Source organism: Aquirhabdus sp., assembly GCF_046462495.1.
In the GTDB taxonomy this organism is placed as follows: Bacteria; Pseudomonadota; Gammaproteobacteria; order Pseudomonadales; family Moraxellaceae; genus Aquirhabdus.
In genome coordinates this window covers 206,958-229,023 of the sequence record NZ_JBKGVE010000002.1, presented here as the reverse complement: position 1 = coordinate 229,023, position 22,066 = coordinate 206,958, and the positions used below count along the sequence as shown (strand labels likewise).

Annotated in this window: 17 protein-coding genes; 5 read left to right on the top strand and 12 right to left on the bottom strand. The window is 44.9% G+C overall.

The features are described from left to right. Positions 1–86 precede the first annotated feature (86 nt). The 9 genes from rpoD to ahcY all read right to left on the bottom strand — a co-directional run bounded on the left by rpoD (position 87) and on the right by ahcY (position 13,919). Positions 87–1,952, bottom strand: coding sequence for an RNA polymerase sigma factor RpoD (gene rpoD / locus ACLHG7_RS01205; protein ID WP_410209259.1), 1,866 nt, complete (start codon positions 1,950–1,952; stop codon positions 87–89). 356 nt (positions 1,953–2,308) lie between these two features. Further along, on the bottom strand, positions 2,309–2,827 hold the full coding sequence (locus tag ACLHG7_RS01200; protein WP_410209258.1) for a hypothetical protein: 519 nt from the start codon (positions 2,825–2,827) through the stop codon (positions 2,309–2,311). Between the two features lie 288 nt (positions 2,828–3,115). Next, positions 3,116–5,395, bottom strand: coding sequence for an NADP-dependent malic enzyme (locus ACLHG7_RS01195; RefSeq protein ID WP_410209257.1), 2,280 nt, complete (start codon positions 5,393–5,395; stop codon positions 3,116–3,118). A gap of 364 nt (positions 5,396–5,759) precedes the next feature. Further along, a complete protein-coding gene (locus ACLHG7_RS01190) occupies positions 5,760–8,651 on the bottom strand; it encodes a putative bifunctional diguanylate cyclase/phosphodiesterase (RefSeq protein ID WP_410209256.1) in 2,892 nt (963 codons plus the stop codon). 179 nt (positions 8,652–8,830) lie between these two features. Then, complete coding sequence (locus tag ACLHG7_RS01185; RefSeq protein ID WP_410209255.1) at positions 8,831–9,544, bottom strand: 16S rRNA (uracil(1498)-N(3))-methyltransferase; 714 nt, start codon at positions 9,542–9,544, stop codon at positions 8,831–8,833. After that, the gene (gene bioA, locus ACLHG7_RS01180) at positions 9,541–10,914 is read right to left on the bottom strand and encodes an adenosylmethionine--8-amino-7-oxononanoate transaminase (protein WP_410209254.1); all 1,374 of its coding nucleotides are present in this window, start codon (positions 10,912–10,914) and stop codon (positions 9,541–9,543) included. The genes ACLHG7_RS01185 and bioA overlap by 4 nt, the downstream gene beginning before the upstream one ends. After that, positions 10,911–11,486, bottom strand: coding sequence for an FMN-binding negative transcriptional regulator (locus ACLHG7_RS01175; RefSeq protein ID WP_410209253.1), 576 nt, complete (start codon positions 11,484–11,486; stop codon positions 10,911–10,913). Before ACLHG7_RS01175 ends, bioA begins: the two co-directional genes overlap by 4 nt. 46 nt (positions 11,487–11,532) lie before the next feature. After that, positions 11,533–12,369, bottom strand: coding sequence for a methylenetetrahydrofolate reductase [NAD(P)H] (gene metF, locus ACLHG7_RS01170; protein WP_410209252.1), 837 nt, complete (start codon positions 12,367–12,369; stop codon positions 11,533–11,535). Between the two features lie 164 nt (positions 12,370–12,533). Continuing rightward, positions 12,534–13,919 carry an adenosylhomocysteinase gene (gene ahcY / locus ACLHG7_RS01165; protein WP_410209251.1) on the bottom strand — a complete coding sequence of 462 codons (1,386 nt, stop codon included), beginning with the start codon at positions 13,917–13,919 and terminating at the stop codon, positions 12,534–12,536. 505 nt (positions 13,920–14,424) lie between these two features. Here ahcY and ACLHG7_RS01160 point away from each other — a divergent pair. The 4 genes from ACLHG7_RS01160 to tmk all read left to right on the top strand — a co-directional run bounded on the left by ACLHG7_RS01160 (position 14,425) and on the right by tmk (position 17,886). Continuing rightward, positions 14,425–15,081, top strand: coding sequence for a hypothetical protein (locus ACLHG7_RS01160; protein WP_410209250.1), 657 nt, complete (start codon positions 14,425–14,427; stop codon positions 15,079–15,081). A gap of 177 nt (positions 15,082–15,258) precedes the next feature. Then, complete coding sequence (pabC, locus tag ACLHG7_RS01155) at positions 15,259–16,110, top strand: aminodeoxychorismate lyase (RefSeq protein ID WP_410209249.1); 852 nt, start codon at positions 15,259–15,261, stop codon at positions 16,108–16,110. Positions 16,111–16,137: 27 nt separating this feature from the next. Beyond that, entirely contained in the window at positions 16,138–17,289 is a 1,152-nt protein-coding gene (gene mltG, locus ACLHG7_RS01150) for an endolytic transglycosylase MltG (RefSeq protein WP_410209248.1), read from the top strand. A gap of 3 nt (positions 17,290–17,292) precedes the next feature. Further along, positions 17,293–17,886 carry a dTMP kinase gene (gene tmk / locus ACLHG7_RS01145; RefSeq protein WP_410209247.1) on the top strand — a complete coding sequence of 198 codons (594 nt, stop codon included), beginning with the start codon at positions 17,293–17,295 and terminating at the stop codon, positions 17,884–17,886. A 79-nt stretch (positions 17,887–17,965) separates the two neighbouring features. Here the strand turns inward: tmk and ACLHG7_RS01140 are convergent, their stop codons facing one another. From ACLHG7_RS01140 to rlmM, 3 genes are all read right to left on the bottom strand, one after another. Then, positions 17,966–18,808 carry a DUF4198 domain-containing protein gene (locus ACLHG7_RS01140; RefSeq protein ID WP_410209246.1) on the bottom strand — a complete coding sequence of 281 codons (843 nt, stop codon included), beginning with the start codon at positions 18,806–18,808 and terminating at the stop codon, positions 17,966–17,968. 129 nt (positions 18,809–18,937) lie between these two features. Beyond that, positions 18,938–19,420, bottom strand: coding sequence for a DUF3465 domain-containing protein (locus ACLHG7_RS01135; protein ID WP_410209245.1), 483 nt, complete (start codon positions 19,418–19,420; stop codon positions 18,938–18,940). A gap of 32 nt (positions 19,421–19,452) precedes the next feature. Continuing rightward, the gene (gene rlmM / locus ACLHG7_RS01130; protein ID WP_410209244.1) at positions 19,453–20,559 is read right to left on the bottom strand and encodes a 23S rRNA (cytidine(2498)-2'-O)-methyltransferase RlmM; all 1,107 of its coding nucleotides are present in this window, start codon (positions 20,557–20,559) and stop codon (positions 19,453–19,455) included. A gap of 177 nt (positions 20,560–20,736) precedes the next feature. Between rlmM and sat the strand changes: the two genes are divergently transcribed. After that, on the top strand, positions 20,737–21,951 hold the full coding sequence (gene sat / locus ACLHG7_RS01125) for a sulfate adenylyltransferase (protein ID WP_410209243.1): 1,215 nt from the start codon (positions 20,737–20,739) through the stop codon (positions 21,949–21,951). The last annotated feature ends 115 nt before the right edge of the window (positions 21,952–22,066 follow it).

Here is a 22,066-nt window from a genome sequence, read left to right as displayed (position 1 = left end):
ACGTAAAATAAATGACGTTGTTATAAAAAGAATGCCTCAGTTTAACTGAGGCATTCTTTTTATACATTTGGAGTTACAGGGTGAGATTAATCATTCTCAAGGAATGAGCGCAAGTGCTCTGAACGAGAAGGATGGCGAAGTTTACGCAAGGCTTTGGCTTCAATTTGACGAATGCGCTCACGTGTCACATCGAACTGTTTACCGACTTCTTCCAAAGTATGATCGGTTGGCATATCAATACCAAAACGCATTTTCAATACTTTCGCTTCACGCGGTGTCAAGTTCGCCAAGACTTCGCGAGTTGCTTCACGTAGACCTTCAGCGGTCGCTGCTTCAACTGGTGAGGTGATGTTGGTATCTTCAATGAAGTCGCCCAAGTGCGAATCTTCATCATCGCCAATGGGGGTTTCCATAGAAATAGGCTCTTTCGCGATTTTTAGAACTTTACGAACTTTAATTTCGTCCATTTCTAAACGTTCACCCAATTCTTCTGGTGTAGGTTCACGCCCCATTTCCTGAAGCAATTGACGCGATACCCGATTAATTTTATTAATCGTTTCGATCATATGTACAGGAATACGAATGGTACGGGCTTGGTCAGCAATAGAACGGGTAATCGCCTGACGAATCCACCATGTCGCGTAAGTCGAGAACTTATAACCACGGCGATATTCAAACTTATCAACTGCTTTCATCAAGCCGATATTACCTTCTTGAATCAGATCCAAGAATTGTAGGCCGCGGTTGGTATATTTCTTCGCGATTGAAATGACCAAACGCAAGTTGGCTTCAACCATCTCTTTCTTCGCACGACGTGCTTTAGCTTCACCAATCGACATCCGTTTAGAGATATCTTTGATATCTGCAACGCGTAAGCTCAGTAGTGTTTCTAGATCCAGCAAGTTTTGTTGGAAAGAGAGGATATCCGCACGTGCGGCGTTCAGACCGGTTGCGAGCAGGTTGTCGCGTTCAATTTGTTCATCAATCCACGCTAAATTAGATTCGTTACCTGGGAAGTGATTACGGAAATGATCACGATCCATGCGGGCTTTCTTAACGGAGAATTTCATGATCTCACGTTCGTTAGCGCGAACCTGATCAATTGTCGAACGTACCATGCCGCTGATTTCTTCACTGAGGCGTGGGGTCAGCTTGAACATCATAAATACGGTTGCCATTTCTTGCAGAGCCGCTTTGGCTTGCTCAGAATGACGACCTAATTTAAGGGCTTCTTGCAGCAGTGCATGACGCTCAGTCAGTTCAGCAAAGCGCACACGTGCGATCTCTGGATCTGGACCCGATTCAGCTTCTTCTTCATCAGCAGTCGTATCTTCATCATCATCAGATTTTGCAACGGGTTCAGCAACAGCGAGTTCAGGAATAATCTCTTCATCATCGGCAACTTCGATGACTTCAGGAATGTCATCAGTCTCTGGATCAAGGTAGCCTGACAAAATATCAGAGAGACGACGTTCACCATTGACGGCTTCGTTATACTCTTTCAAGACCAGTTCAACAGCACCAGGCCAATAGGCCATGGCATGCAGAATATCGCGAATACCATCTTCAATACGCTTCGCGATGCTGATTTCGCCTTCACGGGTCAGCAAATCAACAGTACCCATTTCACGCATATACATGCGGACAGGGTCTGTGGTGCGACCGGGTTCAGTTTCAACAGCAGCAAGCACGGCGGCAGCTTCTTCAGCTGCGACTTCGTCGTCGCCCGCTTCAGGCGCACTTTCAAGCATCAGTTCGTCTGTTTCCGGTGCGCGTTCATGCACTGGAATACCGACGTCATTCAACATCTGAATAATATCTTCGATTTGCTCACTTTCGGTAATCGAATCGGGCAGAGCGTCGTTAACTTCGGCGTTGGTGAGGTAGCCTTGCTCTTTTCCTTTGGTGATGAGCGCGGCAATTTGCGAGGTGGAGGTTTGTGAATCACTCATCTTTTTCGGCTCTCACTGATATCAAATTCGGTTTACAATAGGTCTGCTAACAGATCCTACTGGCACTAGCTTAATCGTTCATCTGCCGGGATAGTCCTGACATATTTACTGCTAACGTCTTTTTGGTTACGTATTATGTATTTGATGGCTTTTCATCATGAAGCCAAGTCGCAATGTATTGCGTTCATGTGGTCACTGACCAATCAATGATTATAGCACAGCCCAGTGACGTATTTTAAGCCTCTATCTGTAAGATATAGTGGTGCTGCTCGTTTTGATTTACAAGTCACCTTCCGCCTTATTATGGGATTCATCTCGTTCTTTCGATAAACGGTCATTGGCGCGCTAAGATTAAATCATTCGTTTTTATGATTTGGCATTAGAAAACGTGATCTTAGCCGTAAAATGCCAATGGTATAACTTAAATAATAACCAAAAAAAGTTCCTAAAATCAGCAATGTTGCCGAGCTTTCACTTAAGCCTTCTAATTCCTCAGGGGTAATTCCTCCGCCACAGACTTCATATAATCGGTAGAGTAAGCGGCCAGTGAGGATTAAGGACAACGCAATCCCGATATGCGCACTTGGTGTATAAAAGAAATTCTGATCAACCGATTCAAAGCGTGTTACCCGTAGGCTATAAACAGCCAGCGCAATACCCAACGTAATGCCTGATAAGAGACCAATTAAACTAGTCGTATATTGCAGGGCGTGAATACTCAAGCTAATCAGTACCAGCGGATATAGCACGACGACTAAAATATGGCGCCATAAAATAGACTTTTGTGGGCCCAAATGGCGTTTGATGCGTGAATATATACGCCAAATCAATAATGGGATCAGGGCAATAAGCGCCATTGAAGGAAGGTGTACCATGCTACTAGCCCTGTTTTATTAAATGCATATGGTTAATGGGATGAATGTCTAGGAGCGAGTCTAGTATTCAATCGTGAAGAAAGTATTGAGGTTGAGTGTGTAAAAGTTAAGCAAATTACAGACCACTATGCATCGGAAAGAATAGAAATTTAAGTATTGAGATCCTAGGGTATTTCACTTGAATATCAATGCAAAAAAAGCATGTCATCGACATGCTTTTTTTTAGAGAGGGACAGTCATTTGATTGACTGATATATATTAATCAATCAATCAAGCAGAAAATCATGCTTAAACGAGGCCTTTTTGAGCTTGTTGAATCTCAGCAACTGCCAAAGCCGTCATATTGACGATACGACGCGGTGTTGCCGTTGGCGTTAAAATATGCACAGGTTTTGCTGCGCCAAGCAAGATTGGACCAATGGTGACATTATTCCCTGCTGAGGTTTTCAGGAGATTAAATGCAATATTGGCGGCATCCATGGTCGGCATGATCAGTAGGTTTGCAGCACCTTTATAGCGAGAATTTGGAAATTCAGCTAAACGAATTTCTTCATCAAGTGCGGCATCACCATGCATCTCACCTTCGACTTCAAGTTCCGGTGCGATCTCGGAGAGAATGCGATAGGTGTCACGCATCTTCTGAGCACTTTCACCCTCTGCACTGCCAAAGCTAGAGTGAGACAGCAACGCGACTTTAGGCGTCAGACCAAAACGACGCACTTCCTCTGCAGCAAGTAACGTCATTTCAGCCAGCTGTTCAGCGGTTGGATCTTCATTCACGTAAGTATCTGCGATAAACAGATTACGACCTTCCAGCATCAGCGCATTCATGGCGTAGAAGTTTTTAACCCCTTCTTTTTTGCCAATCACGTCTTTTAGATAATCGAGATGCAAACCATAGTGGGCAAACGTACCGCAAATCAGGCCATCCGCCGCTCCAAAATGCACAAGAAGCGCACCAATCAAGGTAGTACGACGACGTGCTTCACGCTTAGCCAATTCAACGCCAACACCGCGACGTTGCATGAGGCTGTAGTAATACTGCCAGTACTCTTTATAGCGTGCATCATGGTCTGGATCGACGAGTTCAAAGTTAACCCCTGCCTGTAAACGGAGTCCAAACTTGGAAATCTGATGCTGAACCACTGTTGGGCGTCCAACCAGAATAGGGTGCGCTAAGCCTTCATCAACCACCAACTGAACCGCACGTAAAACACGCTCATCTTCCCCTTCACAGAAGACGATGCGTTTCGGGTCACTTTTTGCTTGTGCAAAAACAGGCTTCATCAGGAATGCGGAGTTATAAACAAACTCAGACAAGCTTTGACGATAGGCTGCGAAGTCTTGGATTGGACGGGTCGCAACACCGGATTCCATCGCTGCACGTGCGATCTCTGGGGCAATTTCTAAAATCAGGCGTGGATCAAGTGGACCGGGAATCAGATATTCACGGCCAAAGCGTTGGCCATCTTCACCGTAAGTTTTACTGCTGGATTCGACGTGTGCCATCTTTGCAATCGCATGGACACAAGCCACTTTCATCGCTTCATTGACTGTTGTCGCACCTGAGTCCAGTGCTCCGCGGAAGATATACGGGAAGCAAAGGGCATTATTTACTTGATTTGGATAGTCTGAGCGACCCGTGGCGATGATCACATCAGGACGTACAGCCTTCGCAAGCTCAGGCAGAATTTCTGGATTAGGATTGGCCAAAGCGAAAATGATTGGATCAGCAGCCATCTTGGCGACCATGTCTTGAGACAAGATGCCAGCAGTCGATAATCCAAGGAACATATCGGCATCGGCCATGACTTCTTCTAGGCGTGTCTGCGTAATATCTTGCGCATAACGACGTTTACTTTCATCCAGGGTTGCCAAGCGTGCAGTGGTGATAACACCTTTAGAGTCAGCAACAATAATATTTTCGCGACTGGCACCGAGTGCGACGAGGAGATCTAAGCAGGATAGTGCTGCGGCTCCCGCGCCTGAACAAACGATTTTGATTTTCGCGATGTCTTTCTTGACGAGTAGCAACGCATTGAGTAGAGCTGCGCCAACAATGATCGATGTACCGTGTTGGTCATCATGAAAGACTGGAATCTTCATGCGTTCACGGAGTTTCTTTTCGATATAGAAGCATTCTGGTGCTTTGATATCTTCAAGGTTAATCCCACCGAAGGTAGGCTCCAGTGATGCAATGATATCAACCAGTTTATCCGGATCATTTTCTGCAATTTCGATATCAAATACATCGATACCGGCGAATTTCTTAAAGAGTACGCCTTTGCCTTCCATAACGGGTTTAGAGGCCAATGGACCAATATTGCCCAGACCCAGTACAGCAGTCCCGTTGGTAATAACGGCTACTAAATTGCCACGGGCGGTATAGCGGGAGACCAGTGATGGATCTTTTTCAATTTCCAGACAGGGTGCTGCGACACCGGGTGAATAGGCAAGGGCAAGGTCATGCTGGTTGGCGAGTTGTTTGCTGGGTACAACGTTAATTTTTCCAGGCTTTGGAAATTCATGGTAATCGAGAGCGGCTTGCTTGAGTTCTTGGTTGTCCATCTTCATCTCATTGAATACTTAAAAGCGTTTACGATAATCATATATCGGGGACGTGACTGGCTTTATGACAACCGGTCATGAAATGCTTCAGTCACGTTAAATAGTCGATCATTGGTCAGGCTCATTTTTGATCAGCCGTTTGCGAAGAGCGGACTTGCATACAAACTCATGATAAAAGTCTGTTAAGTGGTTCGCGAACTACAAGATTTGTAGCAAAAGTACCAAGCGGTCGATTATACCATAGCAGCAATATGTTTTTGTGAGGATTACTTTGTATTTAACATGTTCGTATTGCAGAGTTAAAAAAGCCACTTTGAAAAGAAAGTGGCTTTTTTATGGTTCTTTGAATTTCAGCAGGTGAAGTTTAAATGGTGATCAGCGGGGTGCTCATGGCATTGATCAACAGTAGGGTTGCTTCAAAGGCCGGGAGGGGTTTGCTGAGCAAGAATCCTTGCAATAAATCACAGCCTTCAGCACGCAGTAGTTGCGCTTGTTCGATAGTCTCGACACCTTCTGCAACGACCTTCATATTTAAGGAGTGGCTCATTGCAAGGATTGCACGAACAATGGCGCGCTGTTCGTGGTTGCTGGTCATATGCATGACAAAGGAGCGATCTACCTTGATAACATCGATGGGGTAGAGCCCAAGGTAAGATAGTGAGGAGTAGCCTGTGCCAAAGTCATCCAGCGCGATCGAAATGTTCCGTGTTTTAATCTCTTGTAGAATACCGCGGACCTTTTCAGGTTCGTCCATCAGTAAGGTTTCGGTGATTTCTAACTCAAGCAGGCTCGGATCGATCTGGTGTTTTTTAAGGATACGATCAATCGTGGCAATGAAATTACCGCGTTGTAATTGCTGTGCTGAAACGTTGACTGAAACGGTGAGACTGTCAAAGCCAGACTCTTGCCATTTTTTGATCTGGGCACAGGATTGATCCAGCACAAACTCACCCAGTGCAGAGATAATCCCCATTTCTTCAGCCAGTCCAATAAATTGGATCGGCGCAATCAAACCTTTGGTTGGGTGATTCCAACGAACTAAGGCTTCGAAACCTACGATTGTTTGAGTGGCTGCATTGAATTTGGCTTGGTAATACACGACAAATTGTTCACTGGAGAGCGCTTTACGTAAGGCATTTTCAAGGTTGATTCGCTCAAGTGACTGGATACCCAATTGCTTGCTGGCAAAACGAATGGTATTGCCGCCGACGCGTTTGGCTTCTTGCAATGCATTTTCTGCATAGTTTGAAATGGTATCCACTTGGCGGCCATGTTCAGGGAATATTGCAATACCGACGGAAATGGTGACCGTGATTTCTTGGGCCTTAATATCAAAAGGCGTTTCAAACACTTCAAGTAATTTTTCGCAATATTGCTCGAGATCCTTTTGATTTTCTTCGGTATGGGGCAGGACGATTGCAAAATCATCTCCGCCCAAATGTGCGATGATTCCTGTACGCGCATCGTAGCTGGACAAACGCTGAGCCACTTGCTTGAGCAGTTGATCCGCACCTTCTGCACCTAGCAGGTCATTGAGTAAACGGAAGCGGTCGAGGTTTAAACGTAGTAATGCGAAAGAGGAGTCTTCATCGGTGCTTTGCAAAATCAACTGATGTAAATGATCTTTAAAAAAGTTGCGGTTAGGCAGGTCGGTCAGTAGATCGTAGTTGGCGAGATAGGATAGACGTTGCTCATTTTTCTTGCGTTCAGTCAGGTCGCTGATAATGCCAACATAATGGGTTTTGCGTTGTTTTTCATCAACGATGGAGTTGATATGCATCCACATGGGGAATTCATCGCCATTTTTATGCTGACCAATGGCTTCACCTTCAAATTCGCCAATAGTTTCTAATGTCTTAATAATTTTTTGTTGCGACTGTTGGGCACGGGTTGTAAAGATACGATTCAGATTTAAGAAGCCGTTGCCAATGAGTTCATCTCTTGAAAATCCCGTAATTTTTTCAAAGAACGGATTCATATTGATATAGCGCATTTTGCCGTCAAGGATAAAAATCCCTTCTGCTACTTGCTGAAATACAGTGGAAGAGAGTTTCTGTCCTTCGGCTGCCAGTCTTTCAGCATTGATATTCCGGCGAACGCCAACCATTCGCTTTGCAAAGCGTGTTTGAGGATCACGTTCGACTACGCGACCAATATCCTGAATCCAAACCCAATAACCATACTTGTGCCGCATGCGGAATTCAGCTTCATAGCGATCGGTATGGTTGAGTAGGTGAGCTGCAACAGCTTGACGGACAATGGGGTAGTCTTCGACATGGACGATCTTTGCCATATCGGAAAGAAATGATTCCATCTCCTCATCGCTATAGCCGAGGATCTGTTCAAAGTTCGTAGAATGCATTTTACGATGAGCAATATCCCAATCCCACGTACCAATGCCACCTGCACTATGTGCCATTTCTAGACGTTGTTGTGAGCTTTGTAGCTGGGTATTACTGTTCGTCAGATCTTGAGTACGTTCACGTACTTTTTCTTCCAGACGAGTATTCGATTCCTGAAGTTTTTCTTCAGTGTAAATCCGCTGTCTCATCTCTTGTTCAAGTTGGCCGTTGACCAATTCGGTATGGTCTTTGGACGACTCCATGTAGTCGATGAGGTTTTCATTACGAATAACCAGCCAAGCCGATTTGGTTCTAATCTTATGTAGCCGATAACCGCAAAATAAAATAAAGAGGATGTAGATGTCGATCAGAATGCTATTCGGCTTAATCAGCGTTTCGCTACCGCGTACTAGCTGCTGAGCGATGAGCGGAGACATACTGGTCAAAACGAAGGTACAGAAATAGCGGTAGCGGTCTGTATAGCAAATCAGTCCGACCATATGTGAAAACAGAATGGCAAAGCCAAATAAATTAACAGAAATATCTAACGTATTTTGGGTGCTAAATGGCGCAACATTGGCATGAAAAATCACTTGGCCAAACGCCATGATAATACCGAAGATGAAGGTATTCACAACTAAGTAAATGTCAATAATTTCAGTAGAAATACGATGCTGTCTGCTATTGATGTGATTACTAAGTACAGCGGAAACAGCGATTAGACTGATCGCAGCAACGGTCCAACCCGCCAACTGATTACTATCGACAAGAGAGAATTGTTGATAAAAAGAGAATGTAATTAAGACGAGGCCCAGCAATGCAAAATGCAAGAGGCCTTGATGCGCACGAGCGTTTGCAATCTGCATACGCCAAATGCGTTGCATAAGAATGCTTTGGTCTTCTTGTTCCGACATTCATCGCTCCTACATTCCGCTTAAGGCGGCGAGTTTTTCTACTTGTATTGCCATGATTAACGAGAGAGTTCATGCTTAAAAACATACACTCACAAGCGTTGACTGGTTGATTAATATTTATGTATGACAGCTAAATTTTACCTTGTGTTAAGGTATCACTTTATACGCTTGTTGTAACATCATTTTTCGCAAATACTTAGTCTTGCTAATGCAACGACTGGTGCAGTTTCGGTTCTTAATATTCGTGGGCCGATTTGCCAGCGTAAGAAACCATTTTCTTCTGCTTCAATAATTTCTGCCTCACTGAGTCCACCTTCAGCACCAATCAATAATGCAACTTTTTTGGGGAGTTGCTTGGGGATCGGATCCGGTGCATCGATTGGCGCAAGGACAAGCTTTAATTCTGCCTCAACGACTTTGTACCAGTCCGTAAGTCCCAGTGGGGCAAGAATTTTAGGGACACGATTTAAACCACATTGCTCACAAGCAGCAATGGCCACTTGCTGCCAATGATCAATTTTCTTTTGATCACGGTCGTATTTCAGACGCATCTCACAGCGTTCGCTGGTTAGGAGTTGGATCTCTCCTACACCTAATTCTGTTGCTTTTTGAATCGCATAATCCATACGATCGCCCTTACTCATCACTTGTCCAAGGGTGACAAAATAGGGCTCGGTGCGATCTATGGGGTTAAAGTCCGAGATTTGAGCATATGAATTTTTTTTATTAATATCAATGAGTTCTGCTTGATATTCGCCGCCTAATCCATTAAAAAAAATAGCCCGATCACCGAGTTCTGCACGTAAGACGCGCACCCAATGATGAAAGACAACTTCCGGGAGCTCCACTTTTTCGCCGATGGCGAGTGGAATATCTGCATAAAAACGACTCATGGCAGTGAAATATTTCCTGTGGGTGATGGAGGCGTGGATAGTGATTGCATAACTGCCCACTCGACGGCTTGGCGTGCCACATCAATAATATGTTCAATTTCATCCACACTGATACAGTACGGTGGGATCAGATAAATATGATGACCGATAGGGCGTAATAAAACGCCCTTGTTCATTGCGAATTGTGCAATCAGCTGTCCGCGTGATTCATGAGTCGGATAAGGCTGACCATTGGCTTGCAATAGGGTAAAAGCACCCACCATACCCGTTTGTCGAATATGACCGATATGTGGGTGAGACTTAAGTTTTTCCAGAGCCTTTTGCATGGCTGCAATAAGGAGCTGATTGCGCTCCAATACCTGTTCAGTTCTAAACAAATCAAGGGAGGCCAAAGCGGCTCGTGCAGCCAGTGGATTCCCAGTAAAACTGTGCGAATGTAGAAAACCACGTGCAACTTGTGGGCTATAGAAGGCCTGATAGACATCTTCTGTCGTCATCACACAAGACATAGGCAAGTAGCCTGCGGTCAGTCCTTTTGATAGACATAAAAAATCAGGGGAGATATCGGCTTGTTCATGCGCAAACATCGTCCCAGTGCGACCAAAGCCTACGGCGATTTCATCAAGGATTAAATGAACCTGAAACTGATCGCACAAGCGGCGTAACCATGTGAGATAAATGGGCGGATACATTTTCATGCCGGCCGCGCCTTGAATGAGCGGTTCGACAATGATTGCGCAGACTTGCTCAGCGTGTTCAACTAATATTTTTTCTAAAGCTGCAAATTGGCGCTTAAGAAACACGTCATCATTTTCTCCAATTTCTTTCAACGTCAGATCAGGAGAGGGCGCGCGTAAATGCTTTATCAGCAGTGGTTGATATTGACTGGAGAAAAGTGGGATGTCTGTGACAGCCAGACTGCCGAGCGTTTCGCCATGATAGCCATTTGCTAAGGAGATAAATGTTTTGCGCTGCGGCTGACCTGATTGATGCCAGTACTGTAGACTCATTTTTAAGGCGACTTCAACGGCTGCCGATCCACTATCTGCAAAGAAGCAATGTGTAAGTTCTGGACGCGTGATCTCAACAAGGCGCTGTGCAAGTTGTTCAATCGGTGGATGCGTGAATCCTGCGAGCATCACTTGTTCCAGCTGCCCCAATTGATCAATGATGGCTGCATTAATCACTGGGTGGCTATGCCCGTGTAAGTTGACCCACCACGAGCTAATGGCATCGAGTATCGGTGTGCCATCCGCTTTGTACAAATATACACCTTGTCCACGCACGACCTGAATGGGCGGCATTGTTTCATGACTTTGCATCTGGGTGCAGGGGTGCCAAAGGGGAGAGGTCGAATTAAAGATATTCATTCAAATAAGACCTTATGCATGAGGTTGGCGAGAGCTGGGTTTCTGGTATGCAGGTCATCAATCGTGCGTTGTTGCTCTGCAACGGTACGGTTTTGACTGAGTTTAAATTTTGCCTCAACCTGACTCATCTCAATCTCAAAGAATACAATCGCATTTTTGAGTTGATCAAAAAGAGCGGTATTTAAGTCAGTGTCTTCGTATTGATGAAGAAGTGCAGTGATACGTTTGGTGATCAGCGCATCATCATCTATGATTGTACTACGTCCCCGAATATGAACCGCGGCGTAATTCCAAGTGGGTACGCCGCGAGTATTATGGTTTTCTGTCGAAATATAATCATGCGGCCCCTGAAAGATCACATAAGCTTCTGAACGGTTGAGCAGTTCAGTATGTGGATTTTTTTTTGCTAGATGTCCAATCAGTTTTTGCTGATTTACATCGAGGTATAAGGGCACATGGCTGACCATAGGGATGCCATGATCAAGATGGATGAGTGTCGCAAAGCCATGATCTTGAATGAGCTGGGTAATGTGTGCCGTTTCATCCATCTTAAACGAATGGGGAATGTACATATGCCAAACTCACTCAATATCCTTTACTCGGATCATAATGTATGGATTAACGAATATCTAAGACCAATTGCTGTGTTGGTTCAGTTTGATTCATCGTATAAAAATGCAATGCAGGCGCACCACCTTTAATGAGGCGTTGACAAAGATTGACCACAACGTCATGACCAAATGCACGGATGCTTTGACTATCGTCTCCAAAGGCCGCTAACTGCTTGCGGATCCAGCGTGGAATCTCAGCACCTGATGAGTCGGCAAAGCGAATCAGGTTGCTGGCATTGGTGATCGGCATGATGCCGGGGATAATCGGCGTATGAACACCACGTTTGGCGAGTTCATCAACAAAGTAGAAATAACTATCAGCGTTAAAGAAGAATTGCGTAATCGCTGAGTTAGCACCCGCTTTTATTTTAGCAATAAACTGTTCGATATCTTTATTAAAGGACTCCGCCTGCGGATGCATCTCTGGATAAGCAGCGACTTCAATATGAAAGTGATCGCCTGTCGTTTCACGAATGAATTGGACCAGATCACGCGCGTACGGTAATTCGCCTAAGCCCACTTGACCTGATGGCAGGTCGCCGCGGAGTGCGACTAAGTGGCGAATCCCTTGTGCTTTATAGCGTTCGAGGAGTTCAGCAATGCGTGCTTTATCATCACCAATACAGGATAGATGCGGGGCAACTGGTGCGCCTTGACCATGAATCGCATCGATAGTCGATAGCGTGCGATCACGCGTTGATCCGCCGGCCCCATAAGTGACAGAGAAGTAAGCCGGATTTAAAGTTTGGAGTTCTTGATGAACTTTTAGAATTTTTTCTGCACCAACATCAGTTTTAGGTGGGAAGAATTCAAAAGAGATCGGCGTTGAAGTTGATGTGCTCATGATGGTTGTTCAACAAAATAGTTTTAATAAGATCAATCAAACATTTTTGGCCGTGACCATTGCATCGATTTAAGCGACTCAAAAAGTTTGTAAGTGTATAAAGTCGGGCATAGCGTATTTCCTTCACATCAGGGTGATGTGAAGGAAAATTTTACGTTTAGAGATTAGTACTTATAGCTATCAGATTTGAACGGACCTTCAACCGGTACGCCAAGATAAGCAGCTTGCTCTGTGGTGAGCTGGGTCAATACACCGCCAAAACCTGCAACCATTGCAGCAGCAACTTCTTCGTCAAGTTTCTTCGGCAGCAGTTCAACACGGACCTTGGCTTGCTTTTGATCGGCAGGAAGGTCAGCGAACTTTTCACTATACAGGTACATTTGTGCCAAGACTTGGTTTGCAAATGAACCATCCATGATACGTGAAGGATGACCTGTAGCATTGCCCAAGTTAACCAAACGACCTTCGGAAAGAAGAATTAAATAGTCGTCACGTGCATCGCTGCGGAATACTTGATGAACTTGAGGTTTGACTTCTTCCCAACGATAGTTCTTACGCAAGTAAGCGGTATCGATTTCAGTATCGAAGTGACCGATGTTACAAACAACAGCGCCTTTTTTCAGTGTATCAAGCATTGCGGCATCACAGACTTTATCGTTACCGGTTGTGGTGACGATTAGATCTGTTGAGCCAAGAAGTACTTGATCGATATCCGCAGTATTGCCAGTGACGATTCCGTTTTTATATGCGGAAACGACTTCGTAGCCATCCATACAGGCTTGCATAGCGCAGATCGGGTCGATTTCGGTGACGCGAACGATCATGCCTTCTTGACGGAGTGACTGTGCAGAACCTTTGCCCACATCGCCATAACCGATCACGAGAGCGCGACGACCTGCAAGCAGCATGTCTGTACCACGTTTGATGGCGTCATTCAGCGAGTGGCGGCAACCATATTTGTTGTCGTTTTTCGATTTAGTCACGGCGTCATTAACGTTAATCGCAGGAACTTTGAGTGAGCCGTCTTTCCACATTTCAAATAGGCGAGCAACACCCGTGGTGGTTTCTTCCGTTACACCATGGATATTGGCGAGAAGTTGCGGGTATTTGTCATGGACTACGCCAGTTAAATCGCCGCCATCATCCAGAATCATGTTGGCTTGCCATAGCTCGCCATTCACATGAAGTTGTTGTTCGATACACCACCAGTATTCTTCTTCAGTTTCACCTTTCCACGCAAACACCGGCGTACCGCTTGCAGCGATTGCTGCGGCAGCGTGGTCTTGAGTTGAGAAAATATTACATGAGGTCCAGCGAACTTCTGCACCAAGATCGACCAGTGTTTCGATCAAGACCGCAGTCTGAATCGTCATGTGGATACAGCCAAGGATTTTTGCACCCGCCAATGGTTTCGCCGCAGCGTAGCGACGACGTAGCCCCATCAGGGCTGGCATTTCAGATTCGGCGAGAAGGATTTCTTTGCGACCATAGTCAGCAAGGGTGATATCAGCAACTTTATAATCGTTTGTATTGGTTACAACCGCGTTCATGAGGATCTCCTGATCACTTAAGTTCGCGGATGCCGTTGCCAGAATTGCTACTGAATTGAATATGAGTAGCGGTGTTGAAAGAGCGACGTACCGAGCCTAGCAAGAGTGATATGTAGTGCTTATATAGAGCAAGCACATTCATCTTGTTGCAGCATCCCTCGGTGGTGATATTGTACGGATGTGTATTCATTTCGACTAGGGGTTTAGATAAATTTATATAGATATCGCTAAAAAAGTGCATAAAAAGCATCAGATAGGCTTGTTTTGGTGCACAATCTGACACTAAAATGTAACCGCGCAGTAATAAATCGGAAATAATTGATGTTTTTAAGATGTTGATTGTTATTGAAATTTATTTAAAAGTATAAAAAATAATCTAAAATTTTACATAAAATAAGCAAACGTTACAATTTTTAATGATGCAAATATGTTTCAAATTATGTTTTAATAACCCCACTAGAGAACATCGTGTTCTACTAATAATATTTAGTTCTGAGGAATATCTATGAAAACTCTTCGTATTCTTGCTGTTACTGCAGCTGTTTTCGCTGCTGGATCAACTTTTGCTGCGCCTTCAAACTTAGGTGATCCTGCACTGTCATTGTCAAACCTGTCAGTCGGCGTTGAAGCCGGTACTACTGGCTACGGTGTAAACTTTGGCTACGCAGTGAACCCAAGCACTAGCTTGAATATCGGTTGGGCAGGCGGTAGCTTCCCAAATGTTCATGGCGATTCATTAAACGTTGATCATCGCAAATACAAAGCGAACTACAGCGATTTACAGAACACCTCTATTGTTATCAAATATAGCCCACTCAGTGCGCAATATTACAACTGGTTCAACGTACAGTTCGGTACTTACATCCAAGACAGCTCAATCAAGCTGACTTCTAACGATCGTAGCATCGTTGGTAAAGTATCAACTGGTCCTTCAGTTAACCCATACCTCGGCTTTGGTTTTGCACCAAAAATCGACGACCATTGGGGTGTTAACGTTGATCTTGGCGTAATCTATCAAGGTCAACAACAAGCGAAACTGCGTGCAACTAACGCAGCTGGTCAAGCCTACTTAGACTCAGGTTTCCCTGGCGAAGACCGCAACTTGGCTGACCAATACAAATGGGCTCCTGTTGCAAAAGCTGGTGTTTCTTACCGCTTCTAATATCTAAGACTGATTTCTTAGTCTTAAGATGAAAAAAACGAGCTTCGGCTCGTTTTTTTTTGCTTAAAAATAATGAATTGACCTTTATGGTTAAAAAAGATTCTTAGCCATGGGCAATATTTCCGAATTTAGTTTATAAAGATCATTACTATTCATTCTTTTTTTGATTTTCAAACCATGACATTTAAAGCGATGACATTGGATGTACCCCTCCGTTCTGTAGAAGAGGAGGTTACGACTTTTATGAATGGATTGCCTTGTACAGGTATCGATCCTTTTGATCGTGCTTTTTTATATGGAGATGGTTTCTTTACCAGTATTTTGGTGCGTGAGGGTAGACCGCTGCTATGGGATCATCATCTTGATCGACTCACGCAAGGCATGCGGCGTTTAACGTTAAATGCAGAGCTGGCTTGGATTGAGGCTGAAGTGATGCGAAAGTCTCAGCTTCTGATCAATGGCATTTTAAAAGTCATTATCAGCCGTGGTGTTGGCGCGCGAGGGTATTTAGCTCCTGATCAAGCGGCGGCAATCTATATCCAGTTATTTCCACAACGTGGTGCTTTAACCTCTCTTGAAAAACAACCGATTAAGAGCGGTATCTTGCAGGGACATTTGGGTCAAACCATACCGCAATTGGCAGGACTAAAAACGTTAAATCGACTTGAACAAGTGATTTTAAGACAGGAACTTGCAACGCATGGTTGGGTGGAGGCTTTAGTTTGTGATGTGCAGGGTCAAATTGTCGAGGGTGTTTACAGTAATTGTTTTTTTCGTGTCGACGGTCATTGGATGACGCCCCCGATAACACTATCTGGTATTCAAGGCGTTATGCGAGCTGAGGTGATGGCGCGAATGGACAAACACCAGTTCCCTTTACGCTTAGAATCTATACACCGAGATTCTCTATTTAAAATAGAGGCGTTATTTTTTTGTAATGCGTTAACTGGCGTTGTACCTGCTTCACACTTAGAGGATCGTTTGCTTGATTTCGAGGCAGTGAAATCATTAACAAATCTGTTATTCTAGCCGCCTTCTCAAAAATCGGTTTTTGTCATGCCACAGCCGCCGCGCAAAGCTCCAAATACAAACAATTCTAAAAAGGCGACCACTAAATCGTCCTCTACACGTTCCACCCATTCACGCGGGGCAAGAAGTGCAGGTAAAAATAATCAGGCTTTAAACAAAGGATTTCCTTGGTTTAAAAGCATTGGACTCATTTTAAGTATTTTTTTCTGTATTGCCGCTTGGCAGTCCTTATTCCGCCCGATTTCGGTGAGTGAAAACGGCAAAATCTTGCAAATTAAGAACGGTCAGACCTATTCGGGCCTCATAAGTTATATGGCGCAGCGCGATATGGTGCGCTTCCCACTGATCGTTAAAACGTATCAGCATATCTTTATTCACAATACGTTGATGGCTGGTGCGTATGAGTTGCCTGCCGGAGTGAATGCTTATCAACTCCTCAATCTGTTGAATCGAGGTGAGCTTGCGCAGCTCAATCGAGTTTTACTTGTTGAAGGGATGACCTTCAATCAATTGAGAAAGCGCTTGCAAGCCAATGACGAAGTCCAGAAAACGGTACTTAACCTGCCAGACGCGCAATTGATGGCTAAATTGGGTATTAATGAAAAAAGTCCGGAAGGCTGGTTCGCGCCGGATACCTACTTTTTTACTGCGGGTGTGAGTGATGTCGATGTTCTCAAGCTACTCTATGAGAAGCAAAAGAAAATTGTCAGTACGGAGTGGAAGAATCGAGCTCCTGATTTGCCTTATCACACCCCAAATGATGCGCTGACTATGGCGTCTATCGTAGAAAAAGAAACGGGTGTCGATGGTGAACGCGCTAAAGTCGCAGCCGTTTTTGTGAATCGTTTGAAACAAGGGATGCGTTTACAAACCGATCCAACCGTTATTTATGGGTTAGGAGATCGTTATGAAGGGAACATTACCCGTAAAGATCTAGAAACACCGACTCTATATAATACATATACAATCAATGGATTGCCGCCAACCCCAATCGCCATGCCTGGTCAGGCAGCAATCCATGCGGCACTCCATCCGGCCAAGATCGATGCACTATATTTTGTGGCGACTGGGACTGGTGGGCATAAATTTAGTAATACGCTGGCTGAACATAATTTGGCAGTACAGCAGTATCTGCAAGTTATGCGCGCTAGAAAAGACACCAATTCATTAGGAAATTAAGGCATGTTTATCAGTTTTGAAGGGACTGAAGGGGTAGGCAAGAGCACCTTAATTCAAGGCGTGGCTGCACACTTAGATACGCTAAAAATTGAATATATTCTGACGCGCGAGCCGGGCGGTACCCCGCTGGCTGAGCAAATTCGTGGATTATTATTGACCCCTGATGGCGAAAAAATTGCACCTGCCTGCGAGTTACTACTACTCTTTGCAGCCCGTGCACAGCATATTAGCCAAGTGATTGAACCTGCGCTTGCGGCTGGTAAGTGGGTGCTCTGTGATCGTTTTGTGGATGCAAGTTTTGCCTATCAATGTGGCGGAAGAGCATTGCCAACTGCACAAGTTCAGGTATTGGTTGATCAGTTTGTATCGGTTTTACCGAACAAAACGTTTTGGTTGGACGCACCCGTAGAGATTGGAATGGCACGTGCTTCCAAGCGTGGCGCTTTAGACCGTTTTGAGCAAGAACGTTTAGAGTTCTTTGAGCGAGTGCGTGCCGTCTATACCGAACGTGCGATCGCTGAGAGCAATCGGATTATCCGTGTCGATGCGACACTTGCTGCATCTGATGTTTTAAAGGCGGTTTTAAATCACCTTTAATATGCCGTGGTGTAAGCAAAAGAGGCCGCATCGCATTGATAAGGCCTCTTTTTAATGCGCTCAATACGCTTAGATTGGCTTATTGTGAAACCGCAAAGGTTAAGCCATAGTTAAAGCTGTTTGCCTTAGGCTGGGTTTTACGGCCATTTTCGTTATGGGCTTCCGGGTCATTGGGGTAAGTTGCTTCCAGAAGATAAGTCCCTGCTTGTGTGAACGTTGCTTTGACATGACCTTTTTCATCTGATGTCAGTTCAATAGGTGCTTTGCCGGGTTGTTCAATTTGCACAACTTGGTTCTTGACGGGTTTGCCATCAAACAAAATATCAAACGCTAAGCCCTTATCGACATAAATCTCGCTCGGATTATCCGTAAATTTGATTTCTAGTCCTTTGCCGGTAGGCGTCAGTGCCTTATCTGAGCTTGCACCTTTGGTGACAAAGGTTTCAAGTGTTCGGGTTGATGTCGACTCAACCAATTTAGCATCTTTACTGAGTTCGCTCGGTAACGCATAACCTCGGTCACTCAGAGCCTCTTTAGGCAGGCTTCCATCTGGACGAGCAGGGCGCACACTTAGCCAGCGACCATTGATGTTGGTGTATTTACTTACGCGCGGTTTTGCATTCAACGTGATGCGATAGGTGCCATTATCTGCCAGCGGCACTTGAACGAGAGTCACTTCTTTTAGAGTCGTTGCATCTGTAATGTTGCTCTTGGTCCCAGCAGGGGATATCACTGTAAAGTCACCGGTAATCCCATGATCGGGGATAAAAAGATCTTCCGTCGCTGAAGCCTGAATGGTCGCAACATCTTTCTTGGTATCAAAATGAAAGGGCAGGATATAAGGGGTATGCGCGAGAGCAACAGATGATGAGCACAGAATAGCTGTTAATAGCGAAGTTTTATATAGCGGAGACAGTGTCATTGCGGGAGCCTATAATCAAAAAATACATATGAGAATGATTATTGATTATAGTCATCCCAGCGCAATAAAGTATTATTAATTTGTTCGATACATAGCTGGGAAACTGATGTGGGCAATCGTATTTAGCGCTTATTGGTAAATCTGACCACCGTACTTTAGCCAGCCGTCCGTGTGACGACCACTGGGGTCACGATGCGTCCAATGAAGCACGCCACCTTTGTCGTTATTAATAAACTCGCCTTTAAAATCGACTGTTCCACCAACGCGCAGATTATCAATACGGGGGGCAAGATCGATATTATGAGCGACGAGAACTGTTTGACCAGAGTCTAAGCGCAATAGAAAACGTTGATGACGACTGCCATTGATTCCACCCGCTTTATTATCATCCGGCAGTATTTTGACGACCTGACCACTGCCTTGAATGGTTCGATGATCAAAAGATTGTTGAGGAGGTTGATCGGTACGTGATGGAGATTGATAGGTGGATGAGTCACGTACAGGTATGTCGGAACGCGAAGGATGACTTTGTTCATGGCGCGTAGTGAGGAAATATCCAACACACAGCGCGAGAATAAACAGGATTGTTTTCACTGATAATGGTCTGTTCAAGACATCACCCTTCGATTGTTCATGGTCTAAATTTATTCTGGACGTACCGCAACAGCCGCATAACCCGTGACTTCTTCGCGATCATGATAAAGCTGACGGAACTCTAGTCGTTCTAATTTTTTTCCTGATTTCTTGACGATGCCTTCAATGAGGTCTCGGCAAAACATCACTTCATCTAGGCGGGTTTTCATCGGTAGTTTTAAGTTGAAAATGGCCCGTCCTGCCGCACCATCTGCTAACCAATCGCCGATCAATTCGGCAACGCGGGCAGGCTGTTCAACCATATCACAGACCAACCAATGTACCGGGCGTTTAGGACGATAGATGAAGCCATCGGTTTTGAAATGCTCGACTAAGCCTGTTTCCATCAACTTTTCATTCATCGCGCCATTATCAATCGCGATCACTTGAATACCATGTTGCACCAATTGCCATGTCCAACCACCGGGGCAAGCACCGAGGTCGACCGCAGTTAAGCCTTCGCGCAGCCATTCTTTTTGTTCTTCAGGACTTAAGAAATAAGCAAAGGCTTCTGTGAGTTTTAAGGTCGAACGGCTCGGTGCATCCGCAGGCATTTTTAAGCGAGGAATCCCCATAGGCCAGCGTAACGTTTGCCCCGGTTCACTCATGCCAAACCAAGCCGATGTGCCGTCGATGAAAACCAGATGCGCTCGCATCGTTGCTTCACGATCTAAAATTTCTTGTTTGCCGGCAGCAGAGAGCAGCGGACGTTGTAAGCGTTCGAATAGATCAGACAGTGCTTTGCCGTCATTAGTATCCGGATGATCAAGGTAAATCGCACTGAATTTCATGCCTTCCATTGCGGTCAGAATCGGTGTGATGCGATCTCGGGCTTCAAAGTACAGGGGTTTTTTATCCAGCAAGCGAATCACTTGGCGTGAAAAGACTAAATCTCGGGTAACAGGCCACTTCGGGCTGGTACCGATCCAGACCACTTGACCGCTGATTTTTTCAAAATTGGCATAACCATCAGCGCCTAACTCACCGAGCCAACGTTCTAATTCTGCTGCACATTCACGCTCAAAACCGGGACGGCAAAGTGACAGGAGACCAACGATGGCTGGCTTGGCAGCTTTCTTGCTGGGTTTAGGATTTGTGGCAGGATTTGAAGTTGTCATTGATGATGTGCTTTATGTTTGGATTAAAAGGTTGTGAAGTATTATAATCCCTCGCGCACTTTTTAATGCACCTGATCAGATTTTTGTTTTGGTTTTTATAGATCTTTATTGGTTTTCATTCGTTTCATAGACAATATTTACGTTTAATACACGTGTTTTTCACTTTACGGAGTTCTCATGGCCTTAGTTACCCCACACGGTAGTCCAACCCTCGTTACTTTATTACTTGAAGGCGAGGCACTGGCACAGGCGCAACAACACGCCAAGACATTGACCACCATCAATATCAGTTCGCGTGAAGTGGGTGACTTGATCATGCTTGGGATCGGTGGTTTCACCCCCCTTACTGGCTTTATGGGTGAAAAAGACTGGAAAGGTGTTGTTACCAACATGCAGTTGGATAATGGCTTGTTCTGGCCAATTCCAATCACCTTGTCAACGGATACAGCGACTGCAAACACCTTGCAAATTGGTCAAGAAGTTGCGCTGGCTGATACTGCAACGGGCGAAATTATGGGTATCCTCACCCTGACTGAAAAATACGGTATCGATAAAGATCTGGAATGCCGTGAAGTCTTCGGTACGACTGACATCGAACACCCTGGCGTGAAAATGGTTATGAACCAAGGTGCGATCAATCTTGCTGGACCGGTTAAGGTTCTGTCACAAGGTGAGTTCCCAACCAAGTATGCGGGCATCTACATGACCCCAGCAGAAACCCGTAAATTGTTTGAAGAAAAAGGCTGGAAAACCATTGCGGCGTTCCAAACCCGTAACCCAATGCATCGCTCACACGAATACTTGGCGAAGATCGCAGTAGAAATTTGTGATGGAGTGTTGATTCACTCACTACTCGGCGAACTGAAAGAAGGCGATATCCCTGCGGATGTGCGTCAAGAAGCGATTGGTGTATTGATCGATAACTACTTCAGAAAAGATACCGTGATTCAGTCAGGCTATCCACTCGACATGCGTTATGCAGGTCCGCGTGAAGCATTATTGCACGCATTGTTCCGCCAAAACTATGGCTGTTCACATCTGATTGTGGGCCGTGACCATGCAGGTGTGGGCGATTATTATGGTCCATTTGATGCACAGCATATTTTTGATGAAATCGGCCGTGATGCCTTGATCACACTCCCACTGAAAATTGACTGGACCTTCTGGTGTAATGCGTGTGAAGCGATGGCGTCGACCAAGACCTGCCCACATGATGCATCGCAACATGTCAAAGTGTCTGGTACTAAACTGCGTAAAGCACTCTCAGAAGATGAAGAAGTGCCAGCAAACTTCAGCCGTCCCGAAGTATTGCAAGTGCTGCGCAACTACTACGCGACTATTGCAAAAGAAGATCGCGCTGTCGTTGAATTAAAAGGTCACTCTGCAAAATAATCTATAGGATTATGATGCTGTAGAGACTTAGAAAAGGTGGTTGCTCCATGAGTGATCACCTTTTTTATTTTCAAGTGGTTTGGATTAAAGTCGAGCTGTATTTGCTCATGGATAA

Bases quoted from the DNA above. Each gene is read 5' to 3' on its own strand.
- rpoD (WP_410209259.1), bottom strand. From the start codon at position 1,952: ATGAGTGATTCACAAACCTCCACCTCGCAAATTGCCGCGCTCATCACC.
- ACLHG7_RS01200 (WP_410209258.1), bottom strand. From the start codon at position 2,827: ATGGTACACCTTCCTTCAATGGCGCTTATTGCCCTGATCCCATTATTG.
- ACLHG7_RS01195 (WP_410209257.1), bottom strand. From the start codon at position 5,395: ATGGACAACCAAGAACTCAAGCAAGCCGCTCTCGATTACCATGAATTT.
- ACLHG7_RS01190 (WP_410209256.1), bottom strand. From the start codon at position 8,651: ATGTCGGAACAAGAAGACCAAAGCATTCTTATGCAACGCATTTGGCGT.
- ACLHG7_RS01185 (WP_410209255.1), bottom strand. From the start codon at position 9,544: ATGAGTCGTTTTTATGCAGATATTCCACTCGCCATCGGCGAAAAAGTG.
- bioA (WP_410209254.1), bottom strand. From the start codon at position 10,914: ATGAATATCTTTAATTCGACCTCTCCCCTTTGGCACCCCTGCACCCAG.
- ACLHG7_RS01175 (WP_410209253.1), bottom strand. From the start codon at position 11,486: ATGTACATTCCCCATTCGTTTAAGATGGATGAAACGGCACACATTACC.
- metF (WP_410209252.1), bottom strand. From the start codon at position 12,369: ATGAGCACATCAACTTCAACGCCGATCTCTTTTGAATTCTTCCCACCT.
- ahcY (WP_410209251.1), bottom strand. From the start codon at position 13,919: ATGAACGCGGTTGTAACCAATACAAACGATTATAAAGTTGCTGATATC.
- ACLHG7_RS01160 (WP_410209250.1), top strand. From the start codon at position 14,425: ATGAAAACTCTTCGTATTCTTGCTGTTACTGCAGCTGTTTTCGCTGCT.
- pabC (WP_410209249.1), top strand. From the start codon at position 15,259: ATGACATTTAAAGCGATGACATTGGATGTACCCCTCCGTTCTGTAGAA.
- mltG (WP_410209248.1), top strand. From the start codon at position 16,138: ATGCCACAGCCGCCGCGCAAAGCTCCAAATACAAACAATTCTAAAAAG.
- tmk (WP_410209247.1), top strand. From the start codon at position 17,293: ATGTTTATCAGTTTTGAAGGGACTGAAGGGGTAGGCAAGAGCACCTTA.
- ACLHG7_RS01140 (WP_410209246.1), bottom strand. From the start codon at position 18,808: ATGACACTGTCTCCGCTATATAAAACTTCGCTATTAACAGCTATTCTG.
- rlmM (WP_410209244.1), bottom strand. From the start codon at position 20,559: ATGACAACTTCAAATCCTGCCACAAATCCTAAACCCAGCAAGAAAGCT.
- sat (WP_410209243.1), top strand. From the start codon at position 20,737: ATGGCCTTAGTTACCCCACACGGTAGTCCAACCCTCGTTACTTTATTA.